Raw genomic sequence first — 16,508 nt, 5'->3', positions numbered from 1 at the left:
ATTAACCACTTTTTAATACCTTTTAATATTAGATACTGAGTTCATCTAGTACTTGTATCAACTTACGATCAAAAGGTTTATCACTTCGTATCGCTTCGCTCATCGGAACATATACAACTTCATTATTTCTCATTCCGACCATAATATTACGCTGTCCCTGCATGATAGCCTCAACAGCGCCTAAGCCTGTACAACTTGCAAGAATACGATCACGTGCTGATGGACGACCACCACGCTGAAGATGTCCCAAGATAGAAACACGTACGTCATACTCAGGGAACTCTTTCTTTACACGGTCAGCATAATAAAGAGCACCACATTTAGGACTTTCGCTTACAATCACGATACAACTCTTTTTACTTTTACGTATTCCTCGTTCCATAAACTGAGCCAACTGGTCTACATCAGTACGGTCTTCAGGAATAATAGCAGCTTCTGCACCACTCGCAATAGCTGAGTTCTGTGCCAAGAAACCTGCGTCACGTCCCATAACTTCAACAAAGAATATTCGTTCATGACTTTGGGCTGTATCACGGATACGGTCAACACACTCCACGATAGTATTCATTGTTGTATCATAACCTATGGTATTATCTGTACCATATAGGTCATTGTCAATTGTTCCTGGAAGTCCGATGCAACAAACATCATATTCCTGAGCAAATAACATGGCACCTGTAAGAGAACCATTTCCACCGATTACAACAAGTGCGTCGATACCTTCTTTTACAATATTATCGTAAGCCTTCTTCTTTCCCTCGTCTGTTATAAAATCTGTCGAACGAGCAGTCTTAAGAATCGTTCCTCCTTGATTGATAATACCACTTACATTCTCTGTCGTGAAATCAACAATCTCATCATTAATAAGGCCATCATATCCACGATATACAGCCTTAATATTGAAACCGTTATAAATTCCGGCACGCGTAACCGCACGAATAGCCGCATTCATTCCTGGAGCATCACCACCAGAAGTAAGAATACCTATTGTTTTAATTTTTGCCATAATCAAATTATTACCTTAATTTTTAATTATTCTTGATAAGTTTTATATTCTCGTATTTATATATTCGCCAACATCAGTACCATAAAGCCTACAGCAGTTCCAAGCACGCATTTCCATCCTACATTCCTGAAATACCAACCAATATGCATACGTTCCATTTTTAATAAAGCGATACCACTCATGCTACCTATTGCTAACACATTTCCTCCAGACATTACACAAAATGCTATCACCTTATAATATATGTCGTTCATTACAACATTCTGCTTTATCTGAATAAAACTCATTGCCGTTGCAAATGTATCCAAGACAGAACTAACAACACCAGCTATAACACCATAAATCCAAACACTATTTATATTTTCCTGAAGAAAATCCCACAACAATTTAGTTGCACCAGTCTCTTTAACTACACCAAGGGCAAGCATGACTCCCATTACATAAAGCATCATCTGGATCACTCCATACTGCAACACGCGTGGGGTACGGCGTTGTATCATTTGGTCGGCATTCATCAATTTATGATTGAATATCTCATTAACAATCCACAAGATTGAAAGAACACATAATGCACCAAGGAATGGACTCAACTTTGTTATATTATGGAAAGTCGGAATAAACCAAAGTCCACCTATTCCAACGAATAGCATCAATAATCTTTGCCAAGTATTAAGATTTGTATCATCTCCTCTATATGGCATCACCACCCATTCGGTATCCAATCTACTAGGAAGCATGCGACCAAGCATCCAAGTTGGTATAGCCCAAGCTATAATGCAAGGAATTATAAGAGACATTGAAAAATTAGTAGCACTCACGGCTCCGATATTCCACAACACCAATCCCTCCGGATTACCTATTACAGTTAAAGCTCCACCTGCATTTGCCGCTACAACTATAGCAGAACCAAATATCATCCTCTGACGTCGACTTGGAACAACTTCATGCATCATTGTAATCATCATAACAGTTGTAGTGAGGTTATCAAGATTTGCCGAAATCAAAAAAGTAATAATTCCAAGCGACCAAAGCATTCTCTTACTGTTTCTTGTTTTAAGCAATTGAGAAACAAAATCAAAACATCCATTGTTGTTCAATATCTCAACAATTGTCATCGTTGACAACAGAAACAAAACTATTTCGGCAGCCTCACCTACATAAGGAAGAAAAATACGTTTGGCAATAAATTGTTTCACTACTACGCTTGAAGAAGTCGCACTGTCTAAGAAACTTGCATATTCACCATAATGCTGACTCATTACGAAATCAGTGCCATAGCAAATATACAATACCCATCCTACAGTACCAGCGAAAATAGCTATAGCAGCTTTATTCACATTGGTGATTTTTTCTGTAGCGATGAGCAAGAAACTCAGCAGTATTATAGCGACTATTATAAGCGTCATAGTTTATTTTATTTAGTGGCAAAGTTAACAATTATTCTGAAACATTCAAACATGATATTAGTTTTTTATATTGGTTTAACGATAATGTGTAAGATTGTAACCACAATGAACAAGGTTTTGCTAAGTATAGGTTACAAAGAACGGTCACTATGCAAAAACACAATGACCGTTCTGAATATTAAGTGACAATATGCATCACATATTTTTCAACTCTTCATATATTCTCTGTACAGGAAATCCCATCACATTAAAGTAACTTCCTTTAATAGATGTAACCCCTATATACCCTATCCATTCCTGAATTCCATAAGAACCCGCCTTGTCATAGGGCTTAAAAGTTGAGATATAATAATTGATCTCTTCGTCTTCTAATTTCTTAAACGTAACTTCAGTGGTAACCTTGAAGCTATGCTGTTTAGAAATCGTTGTAAGACTGACGCCAGTAATAACTTTATGTGTACGTCCGCTAATCATTCGCAACATTCTAACGGCATCCTCTTTATCTTTAGGTTTGCCTAAGATCTCTTCATCCACAACAACTACAGTATCAGCTGTAATAATCAACTCATCCTCTTTTATATCCAGCAAATAAGCAGAAGATTTAAGTTTTGATAAATACAAAGAAACATCGTCTACAGGTGTAGATTCAGGATAAGTCTCGTCAATATCATCCTTTACGAATACTTTAAAGGGGATATTCAAACCAGAAAGTAATTCTTTACGACGTGGAGAATTACTGGCAAGTATTATTTTATAGTTCATAATTATATATTACCATCCAAAAGCCTTCGCATCACTTAGCCATTTGCCATTAGCACGAAGTACTTGTTCTATGATATCACGTCCACAACCATGTCCTCCATTACGAGAACTTATATAGACGCAGATACTCTTAATATCAGTACATGCATCTGCTGGACAACAAGGGCAACCACAACGTCGCATAACCTCATAGTCAGGAATATCATCACCTACATAAATCACTTCGTCATCTTTAAGATTATGCTTTTTAAGAAATTCATCATAAACAGTAACCTTAACTGCGCAGTTCATGTAAATATCCTCAACACCAAGATGCTGATAGCGCATTCTCACAGCTTCTGTATTTCCACCAGTAAGAATAGCGATTTTAACACCCATCTTAACAGCAAGTTGAATAGCATAACCATCCTTTATATTCACTGTGCGCAAAGGCTCTCCGTCGTGCGACAATACTATTGTCTCGGCAGACAGAACTCCATCCACATCAAAAACGATAGCTTTAACCTTACTCAAATCATAGTTTATCATAGGTCTGAAATTTTATTTATTGCGGTAGAATGGATAGCTTTACTCATAAGTTCATAGATCTTCTGATTAAATGGAGCACCATCCAGTAATTGCATCTGACGACTAATTACGTTTTCATCATATCTCACAGCAGGACCCGTTTGGGCATCCTTTGGCTTCACATCATGCACCTTCTTGGCAGTTTCGTCTATCAAAGGCAGCATCACATCAAAAGGTATACCATTATCATTCAATATCTCTGACGAAATTTCATAACAGTGATTAGCAAAGTTACATGCAAATACAGCTGCTAAATGTAAATACTTTCTCCTTTCTGTTGAAAGCTCATAAATTCGGTCAGATATATCACTACAAATATTTTCAAGTACAGATTTAGCCAACTCATCAGAAGCCTCTATAAAACAAGGTATTACTTTAAAATCAACAATGCGTTGTTTCGAGAAAGTCTGCATAGGGTAAAGCACTCCATAGTGTTCCGCATATCCTTTGAAGATATCCATAGGCATACTACCTGCTGTATGAAAGAAGAACTTATCAGACTTATTTTTACATAACGATGGAATTATTTTCTCTAGTGCATCATCCTTCAAAGCCACGATATACAAATCAGCTTCATCACTTACACTATGAATATCATCAACAGCATTTGCCCCTATTTTATCAGCTAAAGAAGTGGCATGAGAAAGAGTGTGACTATAAATTTGAACAACTTTATTACCTGAATTAAATAAAGCCACTCCTATATTTGTAGCCAAGTTTCCTGAGCCAATCAATGAAATTTTCATTTTAGCCTCTTAATTTTCATGTCCATTATAGCCAGTCCCTTATCAGTACAGAAACCACGCATAAACAAGAACATTACATTATACAAGATGTGTTGCATGCTATAAGTCTCATACAACTTATTATCCATCACATATTCCATTGTTGCATTGCTGAAACGTTCAACCAAAGAATAATCAATGTCATCACGAAAATATCCTTCCTTGATACCTCGCTTGAAAAACATATGCGACTTGCTTCTACGCAATTCGTGCTGTTTAGAAAGATAATTAACAATTTTAGAATACTTATGTAATTCTGCAAAGAACAAAGGATTTACAGTACGAACCTTCTCCATTTGTACCTTATAAAATTCCACGAGAATATCCATCACATCTGGAGCCTTTTCCTTTTGAAATTTCTCCATATGATTATTACACAAACATTCAGACATCTTTATACCCTCAAGTAAAAGATCTTCTTTTTTGTTGTATATTTCATAGAGAGTACGCTTAGATATAACCAGTTTCTTCGCTATGTCATCCATTTTAACACGCTTGATTCCATTTACATAGAATTCTTGCATGGCTAAATTCAGAATGCGGTCTTTCAACTGTTCCCGATACTCAGTTTGAATATTAATTTTATGCATAAGCAACCGTTCACCGTTATGAGTTTAAATATTATTCTGCAAAGTTACAAAAAATAACAAAAAACTCGCACTCATTTAAACGTTTTTTACTAACTTTGCGCATGTTAGAAGGAAAATTAAAAGTAGAGAATTGAACTTTAATTACTAGAAAATGGTAAAGATTACTAAGGAAGCTGCTCTGGAGTATCACGAGAATGGACGTCCGGGCAAAATTGAAGTAAAGCCAACTAAGCCTTATCACACACAAACTGATTTGAGTTTAGCTTATTCACCTGGTGTTGCATACCCATGTCTTGAGATTCAATCTGATCCAGACAGTGTATACAAATATACTGACAAGGGCAATCTTGTTGCCGTAATCAGTAATGGAACCGCCGTTCTTGGCCTTGGTGATATAGGTGCTATGAGTGGTAAACCAGTAATGGAAGGTAAAGGCTTACTATTCAAAATTTATGGTGGTATTGATGTGTTTGACATCGAAGTAGCAGAAAAAGATCCAGAAAAGTTCTGCGAAGCTGTAGAAAAGATTGCACCTACTTTCGGTGGTATAAATCTTGAGGATATTAAAGCTCCTGAATGTTTCTATATTGAGGAAAGATTAAAGAAGACTCTAGACATCCCTGTAATGCACGATGACCAGCATGGAACTGCTATCATCTCTTCTGCAGGACTTCTTAACGCTCTCGAAGTTACAGGGAAAGACATCAGTAAAGTCAAGATTGTTGTAAATGGCGCAGGAGCCGCTGCTATTAGTTGTACAAAACTATACGTAGCACTTGGAGCTAAAGTCGAAAATATCGTAATGCTTGACTCTAAGGGGGTAATAACAAAAGACAGAGAAAGACTTAGTCCACAGAAAGCATTGTTCGCTACAAGCCGCAAGGATGTTCATACTTTGGAAGAAGCAATGAAGGGTGCTGATGTATTCTTGGGACTTAGCAAGGGTAATATCCTCACACAGGATATGATTCGCTCTATGGCTAACAACCCTATCGTATTCGCACTTGCCAATCCTGTTCCTGAGATTTCTTACGAAGATGCTATGGAAAGTCGTCCTGACGTTTTAATGAGCACAGGACGTAGTGACTATCCTAATCAGATAAATAATGTAATTGGATTCCCTTATATTTTCCGCGGAGCTCTTGATGTGCATGCCAGAGCTATCAACGAAGAAATGAAAATGGCTGCAGTAAAAGCTATTGCTGACCTTGCCAAACAGCCTGTTCCTGACGTTGTCAATGACGTGTATCATGTTAGCGACCTTACGTTCGGTCCTAAATATTTCATTCCGAAACCCGTTGACCCACGCCTTATCACTGAAGTTAGTGCAGCTGTTGCAAAGGCAGCTATTGAAAGTGGTGTAGCACGTAAGACAATTACTGATTGGGAAGCATATAAGAAGAATTTGCGCCAGCTTCTTGGACAAGAGACTGCACTGACTCGCAAACTTCACGACTCAGCTCGTCTACACCCACAGAAGGTTGTATATGCCGAAGGTGGACACCCTACTATGATGAAGGCTGCTGTCCAAGCTAAGCAGGAAGGTATATGCAACCCTATACTTCTTGGTAATCCAGATCGCCTCACACGTCTTGCTACTCGTTTGAAACTAGATCTTACCGGTGTAGAGATCATTGATATGAGAGCAGACCAGGAACAAGGTCGCCGTGCTACATTCGCTAAACATCTTACAGAAAAGCGTTCTCGCCAAGGTTACACTTTTGATGAAGCTTACGACAAGATGTATGAGCGCAATTACTTCGGTATGAGTATGGTTGAAAATGGCTATGCAGATGCTTTCATCACTGGCCTATACACAAAATATAGTAATACAATAAAGGTTGCAAAGGAAGTTATTGGAGTAAGACCAGAATTCAATACTTTTGGAACTATGCATATTCTGAACACTCAGAAGGGCACATACTATATTGCAGACACACTTATCAACAGACATCCTGACGAGAATGTACTTACTGACATTGCAAAACTAAGCGCACATACGGTGAAGTTCTTCAATGAGGAACCTGTTATCGCTATGCTTAGTTATTCAAACTTCGGCACAGACGAAAAGGGAAGTCCTGTTAAAGTGCACTCAGCAGTAAAGCACATGCAGGATTTATATCCAGAGCTCGCTATCGACGGAGAGATGCAAGTTAACTTTGCTCTCAACAAAGAATTGCGTGACGACAAATATCCATTTAGCCGTCTCAAAGGCAAGGATGTAAATACACTTGTATTCCCTAACATGAGCAGTGCAAACTGTAGCTATAAACTTCTTCAGGCACTAGATCCTGATTGCGAGATTATAGGCCCTATCCAAATGGGATTAAACAAGGCTATACATTTCACCGACTTTGAAAGTTCTGTAAACGATGTCGTAAATATTACCGCTGTTGCAGTAATTGACGCTTATGTTGAAAAACTTAAGAATAACAAATAAGACAATAAGCCTAAATATGAAAGAAGGATGAAGTAAAAATACTTCATCCTTCTTTTTTTATATATCCTTTCAGATATTAAACTGTTATATCACGATTAATCTACCAGAGTAGAAGCCCTTACCCTACTCAAAGTTTCTGGAGTCATTTGGAGATAACTTGCTATAAACACTAATGGAGCACGCAAAACAACTTGAGGCATCAACTTGCACATTTTCTTATATCTATCACCAGCTGTTTCAAATCTTACTAAGTCTGCATGTACCTGAGAAAGTATCAGGCTTTCTTCAAGTATTTTTCGATAAAGAATCTGAATGTTGACATTATGAAGAGCCACACTTTCAAGATGATGTTTCGGAAGAGCATAAATCATACATGGTTCCAAAGCTTCAACCTGCAAATGTGATGGAGTCTCTTTAAAAAGACTTTCTATACACATAAAAATTGTACGGTCTTCACCAAGATGTTCAGTAACTTCCTTGCCATTCTTAAAATAGAACTGGCGCACAAGTCCTTTATCAATATAGTAGAGGTTTTTGCAGATTTCACCATCTTTGAGAATCATTTCACCCTTTGCGATTTTCATTGGAACAAGAATACTTTCCAAAGTATCAAGTTCTTCATGTGTCATCGTGCTATACTTTCGTGCTAATTCACGTGCAATATCGCGTGGTGTGTTTACTAGTTCTTTCATAAAGTCTCCTCCAAATTTTAGTTATCTTCCAAGTATTATAGTATAAATTAATCAAGTTTAAGGACAGCTAAGAATGCCTTCTGCGGAACTTGCACATTTCCAACCTGCTTCATGCGCTTTTTACCTTGTTTTTGCTTTTCCAAGAGCTTACGCTTTCGGCTGACGTCACCACCATAACATTTGGCTGTTACATCCTTACGCACCTGCTTTACGGTCTCTCGTGCAACAATTTTAGCTCCTATGGCTGCCTGGATTGCTATATCGAATTGCTGACGAGGTATCAACTCTTTCAGTTTCTCACACATTCTGCGTCCAAAGTTCACAGCATTACTCTCGTGTGTCAACGTAGAAAGGGCATCAACCGGTTCACCATTCAACAAAATATCCAACTTAGCCAATTTTGATGGGCGGAAAGAATCTACATGATAGTCAAATGAGGCATATCCCTTTGATATACTCTTCAACTTATCATAAAAGTCTATCACAATTTCACCCAACGGAATCATGAAGTGCAACTCAACTCTGTTTCCAGTCACATATTCCTGATTTAAAAGTTCGCCTCTCTTGTCTAGGCACAACTTCATTATCGGACCTATATATTCAGCACCAGTAATGATACTAGCTCTGATATAAGGCTCTTCAATACGTTCTATCATTGTCTGATCAGGCAATCCAGATGGATTATGAACTTCATTCTCATTTCCCTGCTTATCATATACCATATATGAAACGTTAGGAACTGTTGTAATTACATCCATATTGAATTCACGCTCCAAACGTTCCTGAACAATCTCCATGTGCAGAAGTCCAAGGAATCCACATCTGAAACCAAATCCCAAAGCTATAGAACTCTCTGGTGAGAATGTAAGTGAAGCATCGTTAAGCTGCAATTTCTCCAAAGAAGCCCTTAGATTCTCATAATCATTAGGGTCTATAGGATATAAACCAGCAAACACCATAGGCTTTACTTCCTGGAATCCAGCAATAGCCTCTTTACATGGGTTCACGATAGAAGTTACTGTATCACCTACCTTTACCTCAGTAGCGTTCTTTATACCACTTATGATATATCCCACTTCACCACTAGACAATGTGCTGCATGGAACCATATCCATTTTCAACACACCTACTTCGTCAGCAGTATATTCCATATCTGTATTGAAGAACTTTACTCTGTCGCCTTTCTTTATGCTACCGTTAACAACCTTACAAAGTACGATAACTCCACGGAAGCTATTAAATATTGAGTCAAAAATCAAAGCCTGAGCTGGAGCATTCACATCACCAACAGGATGAGGAACACGGGCAACTACAGCTTCAAGTATATCATCAACGCCTTCACCAGTCTTTCCAGATGCTCTTAATATGTCGCTTCTGTCGCAACCAATAAGATCTATAATTTCATCCTCTACCTCGTCAGGCATAGCATTAGGCATATCAATCTTGTTGATTACAGGAATAATCTCCAAGTCATGCTCTATCGCCATATATAGATTAGATATAGTCTGAGCCTGAACACCCTGTGTAGCATCAACTACAAGCAAAGCACCCTCACACGCCGCAATAGAACGAGAAACCTCATAAGAGAAGTCCACGTGCCCCGGAGTATCTATAAGATTAAGAATGTATGATTGCTCATCCTTAGCCTTGTATGCCATCTGTATAGCATGACTCTTAATAGTAATTCCACGCTCACGCTCAAGATCCATGTCATCAAGCATCTGACCTCCCGTAATTTGGATCGTCTTTGTTCGCTCCAAAAGTCTATCAGCCAATGTTGATTTACCATGATCAATATGAGCAATGATACAGAAATTACGTATTTTATTTATATTATCCATGTTAATTTATATCCTTTTAAAGCGCAAAGATAACGATTTTTCCGCAATTTATTATTATCTTTGCACGAAAATAAAGCATTTGCATTATGAAAAAAACATTTATTTTGATTATTTCGGTGCTTGCTCTCACAGCTTGCCACCATGAAACCATTGATGAACGGGCAAAAAGAGAGACTAAAGAATACACTCAGAAGTACTGTCCTACACCCTTTATCAACTATACTCGTACTGACAGTATGACTTTCGAAAATTCTACCAGAACAATTATATACTACTGTTCATTCTCAGACAAGATGGACAATGCTGTTATAATCAACAAAAACAATAAGAAGATTATTGACGGATTGAAGAAAGGCATTTCTGATAACACTGGTATAAAAGGTTATATTGACGGAGGATTGAATTTCAGATATGTTGTTCATTCACACAAGAACCCACAGGAAATTCTTTTTAAGCATGACTTCAATAACAAAGAAATAAAATAATAAAAAAAACAGAAATCTCTATCAAATAAAGATTTCTGTTTTTTTATTTTATCTGTATAAATTATTATCCCTTTTCTAGTTCATCAAGAGCTATTGCAAGTTGATCCGGGCAACTTGTAGCTTTTGTTCCACAAGCAATTCCCTTTAATCTTGATCTGACATCATCAACTTTCGTACCCTTCACTAATGCCATAATTCCGTGCGTATTGCCATCGCAACCACCCACAAACTCTAGATTTGTGATTATATTGTTGTCATCAACATCAATATTTATCATACGAGAGCAAACACCCTTTGGCTTGTATGAAATATGACGAGACATAATTTTTACGCTTCAGTATCTTCTTCTGGCGTCATGTTGGTGTATACAGTCTGCACATCCTCAAACTCTTCCAATTTATCAACCATCTTTTCAATCGTTGCACGCTCTTCAGGAGTTACCGCCTTCAAATCGTTAGGAATACGAGTAAACTCTGCACCTGTAACCTCAAAACCGTCTGCCTCGAGATGCTTTTGAATATCGCTGAAACTTGTTGGAGAACCATAGATAGTTACCTCTCCAGCTTCCTCGTCTTCATCATATTCATCTTCTACTCCATAATCAATAAGGTCTAGGATAAGTTCATCCATGTCAATACCATCCTTCTTCTTGAATGTGAATACACATTTGTGGTCGAAAAGGAAAGAAAGACTACCCTGTGTACCAAGATTTCCGCTAAACTTATTGAATATAGAACGAACATCGGCTACAGTACGTGTAGTATTGTCTGTAAGAGTCTCAACAAACACAGCTATTCCGTGAGGGCCATATCCCTCATAAGTAACATCCTTATAATCACTTTGGTCCTTGCCCATCGCATTCTTGATTGCGCGATCGACGTTGTCCTTAGGCATGTTCTCACGTTTGCAGTTTGCAATGAGAGCACGAAGTGTTGGATTATTCTCAGGTTCAGGACCACCAGCTTTTACTGCAATAGCAATCTGCTTACCCAATTTTGTGAATGTACGGGCCATGTGACCCCATCTTTTCATCTTCGTAGCTTTACGATATTCAAATGCTCTTCCCATTGAATTTTAAATTTATCGATTATTTTTTTACTTAAATTATCTTTATCTTTTATCGCAATTCAGCACCTAGCTTAGCGCACAACTGCTTAATCAACTTCTGCATGATCGCGTCAATGGCCTTGTCGTTCAGGGTTTTTGTATCATCCTGTAGGATAAAGTTAATGGCGTAGCTCTTCTTGCCAGCAGGCAGATTCTTGCCTTCATATACATCAAACAAGTCTACACTCTTCAATAGTTTCTTATCAGTCTGCAATGCAATCTGCTCAATCTGCTCAAACTCTACGTTCTTGTCTATCAGCAATGCCAAGTCTCTGCTCACAGCTGGGAACTTGCTTATTTCCTGATATTCCAAAGTTTCCTTCTTCACAGCCTTCGTAACATTGTCCCAATAGATATCAGCATAGAAGATCGCCTGTTCTATATCAAACTTCTTAAGAACCTTGTTATTCAGAACACCAATCTCAGCAAATACTTTACCTCCGCGGTTTTTGTAAACAAGCCCCTTAGAGAATATATTGTTGTCGCTCTTTTCAAGCACAAGTTTGGTTATTCCAAGACCTACATGAGCAAAGATATTCTTTACATAAGCCATCAGCTCATAGAAACTAGAATCTTCATCAGGATGAATCCAAGAACCTTCTACACGCTTTCCTGTAACCCAGAGAGCCATGTGCTGTTCCTGACCGTATCCTCTTGCAGGATCCTCTTCAGTCCATTTAGACTTATCATATTTATAAGTGTTGCCAACCTCAAAGAAACGAAGATTACTGCTCTTGCGGTTCACATTTCTTAAAATACTCTCCAAGCCACCAAACAACATTGTCTGACGCATAACACCCAAATCAGCACTAAGCGGATTCATCACCTTTACGGTTGTATCAAGACTGTATGCGTTATAATCGTTGTCTGAGTAATAAGAAAGTTTTGAAAGCGAGTTGTTCAATATTTCATTGAACCCACAACCTACAAGTTGCTCACTTACAAGATTTTGAAGACGATGCTTCTTATCTTCATCACCAGCTATTGTTAGAGAACTCTTTAGCTGAGTAGGAATTTCTACATTATTATATCCGTATATACGAAGGATGTCCTCAACAACATCACATGGACGCTGAACATCAGAACGATAAGGAGGAACAACAATTGAAATACCTTCATTTGTCTCAGATACAATCTTCATTTCCAAGCTTGTAACGATTTCTTTGATGGTTTCCTTGCCTATTTCCTTACCTATCAAATTATGTACGTATTCATAAGATAAATCTACATTAAAGCCTTCAATAGGTTCTGGATATACATCCTTTATCTGCATAGATATCTTGCCACCGGCAAGTTCCTTACACAAGATAGCAGCCTGCTTCAATGCATAGATATTACCATTAGGATCAATACCACGCTCAAAACGATAACTTGCGTCTGTACTTAGTCCATGACGACGAGTGCTCTTACGAATCCATGTTGGGTGGAAGTATGCACTTTCTAATACCACGTTAGTCGTAGTATCATAAGTTCCACTACCCTTTCCGCCGAAGATACCAGCGATACACATCGGATCTTCTGCGTTGCATATACTCAGGTCGCGAGCACCTAGTGTATGCTCCTCACCGTCTAGAGTAACAAATTTTGTTCCTTCTGGTTGAGTGCGCACAACGATCTTATGACCTTTCACCATGTCTGCATCAAAGCAATGCATAGGCTGACCATAAGCCATCATTATATAATTTGTGATATCCACAATATTATTAATAGGGCGTAAACCGATAACACGCAATTTATTCTGCAACCATTCAGGACTCTCCTTCACTTCGCATCCAGAAATGCTTATACATGAATAGCGCTTGCAAGCATCAGTATTTTGCAAGTCTACATCTATTTCAAGATCTTCATTGTCTACCTTGAATGCAGAGCAATCAGGGCGATGCAAACTCGTTGCATATCCGTTCTGCTTTAACCAAGCATAGAAATCGCGCGCTACACCATAGTGAGACAAAGCATCTCCATGGTTAGCAGTTATATCTATTTCTATTATCCAGTCACTTTCAAGGTGATAGTAATCAGCTGCAGGAGTTCCTACAACAGCATCCTCTGGCAAAACGATTATTCCGTCGTGGTCTGTACCTACGCCAATCTCGTCTTCGGCACAAATCATACCTAATGACTCAACACCACGTAGTTTGCTTCTCTTAATGGTAAATGACTCCTCACCTTCATATAAAACGCAGCCCAAATCGGCAACGATTACTTTCTGACCAGCAGCCACATTTGGAGCGCCACAAACAATCTGCTGTGGTTCGCCTTTTCCCAAGTCTACCGTTGTTATATGCAGATGATCACTGTTTGGGTGGTTATCGCATGTCAGAACTTTGCCGACATACAATCCTTTAAGCCCACCCTTTATAGTCTGAACTTCTTCAAGAGCGTCTACTTCAAGTCCCACAGATGTCAATGCATCAGCAGTTTCCTGCGGTGTAAGGTCGAAATCGACGTATTCTTTAAGCCATTTATAAGAAATATTCATTATAATGATTTTTATATTTACTCAAAAACTCTGCAAAAATACAAAAAAATCATCACATGCACAAAAAGAATCATTGATTTTTAGTTCATCAATATGCATATATCTAGATATTACACATCATAATTATTCTTTTCTGTACGTTTGCACATATTATTCACTAGCTATTCCACGATGTTCTGCCCTACAATATACCCCGTAGTCCAGGCAGCCTGCAAGTTAAAACCACCTGTTATAGCATCTATATCAAGCACTTCTCCTGCGAAAAACAAGTGTGGGCATATTTTGCTTTCAAGAGTATGGTAGTCAATATCGCTTAATGATACTCCTCCACAAGTAACAAATTCTTCACGATATGCGCCCTTCCCTTTTACGTGATAAATATCATTTGTCAAAGCCTCTATCATTCTATTTATACCACTCTTGCCCAATTCCGACCATTTCTTTTCCTTTGGCAAACTTAGTTTATCTATAATATATGTCCAGAGTCGTGAAGGCATGTCATAAGGTCTGAGCGAAGCAAGCTGTTTGTTTGGATTTTCGTTTACAATATTCTTTATATATTCCTCTATTTCATCACGATTTACCACATTCGCCCAATTCACCGATATGTCTACATTATAATTGTTTTCATGCAAATATCGTGCAGCATGTGATGATAGTTTCAATATTGCAGGTCCGCTGAATCCCCAATGTGTAACAAGCAGCGGTCCTTGTGAGCGAAACTTGGTTGAAGGAATTGAAGTTATAACGGGATTAACCACAGTACCCATCAATGCCAATATCTTTTTATCTGATATGTTAAACGTAAAAAGTGAAGGTATCGGTGTTTCTATTCCATGTCCCATTTCGCGCAAATGCTGCAAGTCGTTTATATTAGGCGATCCACCTGTCGTAATTGCGACTCTGTCAAAGACTTGCGTTTTCCCGTTTTTAAAATACAACATGAAAAGTCCGTCCTCAGTCTGTATAGCTTTTTCCATTTTATATCCGGTCATAATGTTTACTCCCAGACGCTTTGCCTTATTGATAAGACAATTCACGATAGATGCCGCTTCCTGTGATTCAGGAAACACGCACAAATCTTCTTGGGTAACCAAAGGAACGCCATTATCCTCAAACCATTTATAAACTTCATGATAGTCAAATTGCTTAAACAAGCGTTTCATCAGCTTATGCCCTCTAGGATATGCATGTTTAAGATCAGAAATTTCTTCAAAGCTATTAGTCAGGTTACATCGTCCCCCACCAGTAATCATCACCTTATCCAAAACGTTTTGATTTTTCTCAAAGATAGTTACATTGGCGTTTGGATTTTTACTCTTAGCTCTTATCGCTGCAAAGAATCCCGAAGCACCACCACCGACGATAGCGACATTCATTTTTATCATATATGGATACCGTATTTTTTAAATTATTCCGCTAAGTTATGAATAATTTCATTAGTTTCAATACTTTTTCTGTAAAAAGTAACTTCAAAAAGTAAACATCTATATTTGTATAATAACAAAATATATTGTAAATTTGCATGATATATAGCATATAAAAATAATTCTAATAACAAACAATAATATGAAGAAAACCATTTTAACCGCAATTATTCTAGCAATGTCTATCACGGCATTCGCTCAACATGATTACACACACGACGATAATCATGTTTACTACCATGGGATGGTAGTAAGACGTGCCAACATAGAAACATTCCAGGACTTAGGCTACGGATATGCCAAGGATTCCCGACACGTCTACCAAAACGGTAACATTCTGGAATATGTTGATCCCAACGGTTTCAGGATAGACAACCGCTATAGAATAAATAATGACGATGACATTATATATAATAGAGACGATAACGAAGACTACGATAATAACGGATACGAAACATCAAGATACCATAAAACAAATTTTGATGTCTTCTATAACGGAAAGAAACTCGATGATGCTAGCGCAAGCACATTCAAAGAAATAGGTCGTGGATATGCCAAAGATGCGTTCAACGTGTATTATCGTGGAAACAAAGTCGAAGATGCTACAGCCAGTTCATTCCAGATTATTGAGGGTGGATACGCCAAAGATTCATTCAATGCATACTATCGAGGAAAAAAATTACCAGATGTTTCTAGTGCAAACAACTTCAAATATCAGGGCAACGGATACGCTTCAGACGGCTTCAACATGTATTATCATGGTAAGAAGATAGATAATCAATAATGCTAAAATGCACTTTTGTTTGGGTGCACAAAATCATTAACATTTATTTATCATTCATAAAGCATTGATTTACAATAGATTACAAAAAAGTTACAAAGGGGTGCAAAAAAAATCGTTAAAAAGTGAACAACGTATTA

General features: G+C 37.9%; 15 protein-coding genes. 3 read left to right on the top strand and 12 right to left on the bottom strand.

Annotated features, from left to right (window positions below):
• Positions 1-28: 28 nt before the first annotated feature.
• The 6 genes from pfkA to HEQ28_RS02705 form a co-directional block, all read right to left on the bottom strand.
• Complete coding sequence (pfkA, locus tag HEQ28_RS02730) at positions 29-1,006, bottom strand: 6-phosphofructokinase (RefSeq protein ID WP_434503653.1); 978 nt, start codon at positions 1,004-1,006, stop codon at positions 29-31.
• A gap of 56 nt (positions 1,007-1,062) precedes the next feature.
• The gene (locus tag HEQ28_RS02725; RefSeq protein WP_434503652.1) at positions 1,063-2,412 is read right to left on the bottom strand and encodes an SLC13 family permease; all 1,350 of its coding nucleotides are present in this window, start codon (positions 2,410-2,412) and stop codon (positions 1,063-1,065) included.
• A gap of 195 nt (positions 2,413-2,607) precedes the next feature.
• A complete protein-coding gene (locus tag HEQ28_RS02720) occupies positions 2,608-3,174 on the bottom strand; it encodes a Maf-like protein (protein ID WP_434503651.1) in 567 nt (188 codons plus the stop codon).
• A gap of 9 nt (positions 3,175-3,183) precedes the next feature.
• The gene (locus HEQ28_RS02715; RefSeq protein WP_434503650.1) at positions 3,184-3,702 is read right to left on the bottom strand and encodes a KdsC family phosphatase; all 519 of its coding nucleotides are present in this window, start codon (positions 3,700-3,702) and stop codon (positions 3,184-3,186) included.
• A complete protein-coding gene (locus HEQ28_RS02710) occupies positions 3,699-4,487 on the bottom strand; it encodes a Rossmann-like and DUF2520 domain-containing protein (RefSeq protein WP_434503649.1) in 789 nt (262 codons plus the stop codon). The genes HEQ28_RS02715 and HEQ28_RS02710 overlap by 4 nt, the downstream gene beginning before the upstream one ends.
• The gene (locus HEQ28_RS02705) at positions 4,484-5,116 is read right to left on the bottom strand and encodes a TetR/AcrR family transcriptional regulator (protein WP_434503648.1); all 633 of its coding nucleotides are present in this window, start codon (positions 5,114-5,116) and stop codon (positions 4,484-4,486) included. Before HEQ28_RS02705 ends, HEQ28_RS02710 begins: the two co-directional genes overlap by 4 nt.
• A gap of 151 nt (positions 5,117-5,267) precedes the next feature.
• Between HEQ28_RS02705 and HEQ28_RS02700 the strand changes: the two genes are divergently transcribed.
• Complete coding sequence (locus tag HEQ28_RS02700) at positions 5,268-7,556, top strand: NADP-dependent malic enzyme (RefSeq protein WP_434503647.1); 2,289 nt, start codon at positions 5,268-5,270, stop codon at positions 7,554-7,556.
• Positions 7,557-7,651: 95 nt separating this feature from the next.
• On the opposite strand, the gene HEQ28_RS02695 is transcribed toward HEQ28_RS02700, so the two are convergent.
• On the bottom strand, positions 7,652-8,248 hold the full coding sequence (locus HEQ28_RS02695; protein WP_434503646.1) for a Crp/Fnr family transcriptional regulator: 597 nt from the start codon (positions 8,246-8,248) through the stop codon (positions 7,652-7,654).
• Positions 8,249-8,295: 47 nt separating this feature from the next.
• On the bottom strand, positions 8,296-10,089 hold the full coding sequence (gene lepA / locus HEQ28_RS02690; protein WP_434503645.1) for a translation elongation factor 4: 1,794 nt from the start codon (positions 10,087-10,089) through the stop codon (positions 8,296-8,298).
• Positions 10,090-10,175: 86 nt separating this feature from the next.
• On the opposite strand from lepA, the gene HEQ28_RS02685 reads away from it, so the two are divergent.
• Complete coding sequence (locus tag HEQ28_RS02685) at positions 10,176-10,574, top strand: hypothetical protein (protein ID WP_434503644.1); 399 nt, start codon at positions 10,176-10,178, stop codon at positions 10,572-10,574.
• A gap of 64 nt (positions 10,575-10,638) precedes the next feature.
• Here HEQ28_RS02685 and HEQ28_RS02680 read toward each other — a convergent pair whose 3' ends face one another.
• From HEQ28_RS02680 to HEQ28_RS02665, 4 genes are all read right to left on the bottom strand, one after another.
• The gene (locus HEQ28_RS02680; protein ID WP_434503643.1) at positions 10,639-10,896 is read right to left on the bottom strand and encodes a TIGR03905 family TSCPD domain-containing protein; all 258 of its coding nucleotides are present in this window, start codon (positions 10,894-10,896) and stop codon (positions 10,639-10,641) included.
• Positions 10,897-10,901: 5 nt separating this feature from the next.
• Positions 10,902-11,642, bottom strand: coding sequence for a YebC/PmpR family DNA-binding transcriptional regulator (locus tag HEQ28_RS02675; RefSeq protein WP_434503642.1), 741 nt, complete (start codon positions 11,640-11,642; stop codon positions 10,902-10,904).
• A gap of 49 nt (positions 11,643-11,691) precedes the next feature.
• Positions 11,692-14,160: a phenylalanine--tRNA ligase subunit beta gene (gene pheT / locus HEQ28_RS02670; protein WP_434503641.1), complete on the bottom strand. Its 2,469-nt coding sequence runs from the start codon at positions 14,158-14,160 to the stop codon at positions 11,692-11,694.
• Positions 14,161-14,321: 161 nt separating this feature from the next.
• Complete coding sequence (locus HEQ28_RS02665) at positions 14,322-15,548, bottom strand: NAD(P)/FAD-dependent oxidoreductase (protein ID WP_434503640.1); 1,227 nt, start codon at positions 15,546-15,548, stop codon at positions 14,322-14,324.
• Between the two features lie 181 nt (positions 15,549-15,729).
• On the opposite strand from HEQ28_RS02665, the gene HEQ28_RS02660 reads away from it, so the two are divergent.
• Positions 15,730-16,371, top strand: a complete 642-nt coding sequence (locus tag HEQ28_RS02660) for a DKNYY domain-containing protein (protein WP_434503639.1) — start codon at positions 15,730-15,732, stop codon at positions 16,369-16,371.
• The last annotated feature ends 137 nt before the right edge of the window (positions 16,372-16,508 follow it).

Source organism: Prevotella sp., assembly GCF_051059605.1.
Lineage (GTDB): Bacteria > Bacteroidota > Bacteroidia > Bacteroidales > Bacteroidaceae > Prevotella.
Note: the sequence above shows the minus strand (reverse complement) of the source record. Positions and strands in the feature narration are given on the sequence as shown.

Coding starts and splice junctions, on each gene's coding strand:
- HEQ28_RS02665 (WP_434503640.1), bottom strand. CDS start 15,548: ATGATAAAAATGAATGTCGCTATCGTCGGTGGTGGTGCTTCGGGATTC.
- pheT (WP_434503641.1), bottom strand. CDS start 14,160: ATGAATATTTCTTATAAATGGCTTAAAGAATACGTCGATTTCGACCTT.
- HEQ28_RS02720 (WP_434503651.1), bottom strand. CDS start 3,174: ATGAACTATAAAATAATACTTGCCAGTAATTCTCCACGTCGTAAAGAA.
- pfkA (WP_434503653.1), bottom strand. CDS start 1,006: ATGGCAAAAATTAAAACAATAGGTATTCTTACTTCTGGTGGTGATGCT.
- HEQ28_RS02660 (WP_434503639.1), top strand. CDS start 15,730: ATGAAGAAAACCATTTTAACCGCAATTATTCTAGCAATGTCTATCACG.
- HEQ28_RS02715 (WP_434503650.1), bottom strand. CDS start 3,702: ATGATAAACTATGATTTGAGTAAGGTTAAAGCTATCGTTTTTGATGTG.
- HEQ28_RS02705 (WP_434503648.1), bottom strand. CDS start 5,116: ATGCATAAAATTAATATTCAAACTGAGTATCGGGAACAGTTGAAAGAC.
- HEQ28_RS02695 (WP_434503646.1), bottom strand. CDS start 8,248: ATGAAAGAACTAGTAAACACACCACGCGATATTGCACGTGAATTAGCA.
- HEQ28_RS02675 (WP_434503642.1), bottom strand. CDS start 11,642: ATGGGAAGAGCATTTGAATATCGTAAAGCTACGAAGATGAAAAGATGG.
- HEQ28_RS02710 (WP_434503649.1), bottom strand. CDS start 4,487: ATGAAAATTTCATTGATTGGCTCAGGAAACTTGGCTACAAATATAGGA.
- HEQ28_RS02700 (WP_434503647.1), top strand. CDS start 5,268: ATGGTAAAGATTACTAAGGAAGCTGCTCTGGAGTATCACGAGAATGGA.
- lepA (WP_434503645.1), bottom strand. CDS start 10,089: ATGGATAATATAAATAAAATACGTAATTTCTGTATCATTGCTCATATT.
- HEQ28_RS02685 (WP_434503644.1), top strand. CDS start 10,176: ATGAAAAAAACATTTATTTTGATTATTTCGGTGCTTGCTCTCACAGCT.
- HEQ28_RS02680 (WP_434503643.1), bottom strand. CDS start 10,896: ATGTCTCGTCATATTTCATACAAGCCAAAGGGTGTTTGCTCTCGTATG.
- HEQ28_RS02725 (WP_434503652.1), bottom strand. CDS start 2,412: ATGACGCTTATAATAGTCGCTATAATACTGCTGAGTTTCTTGCTCATC.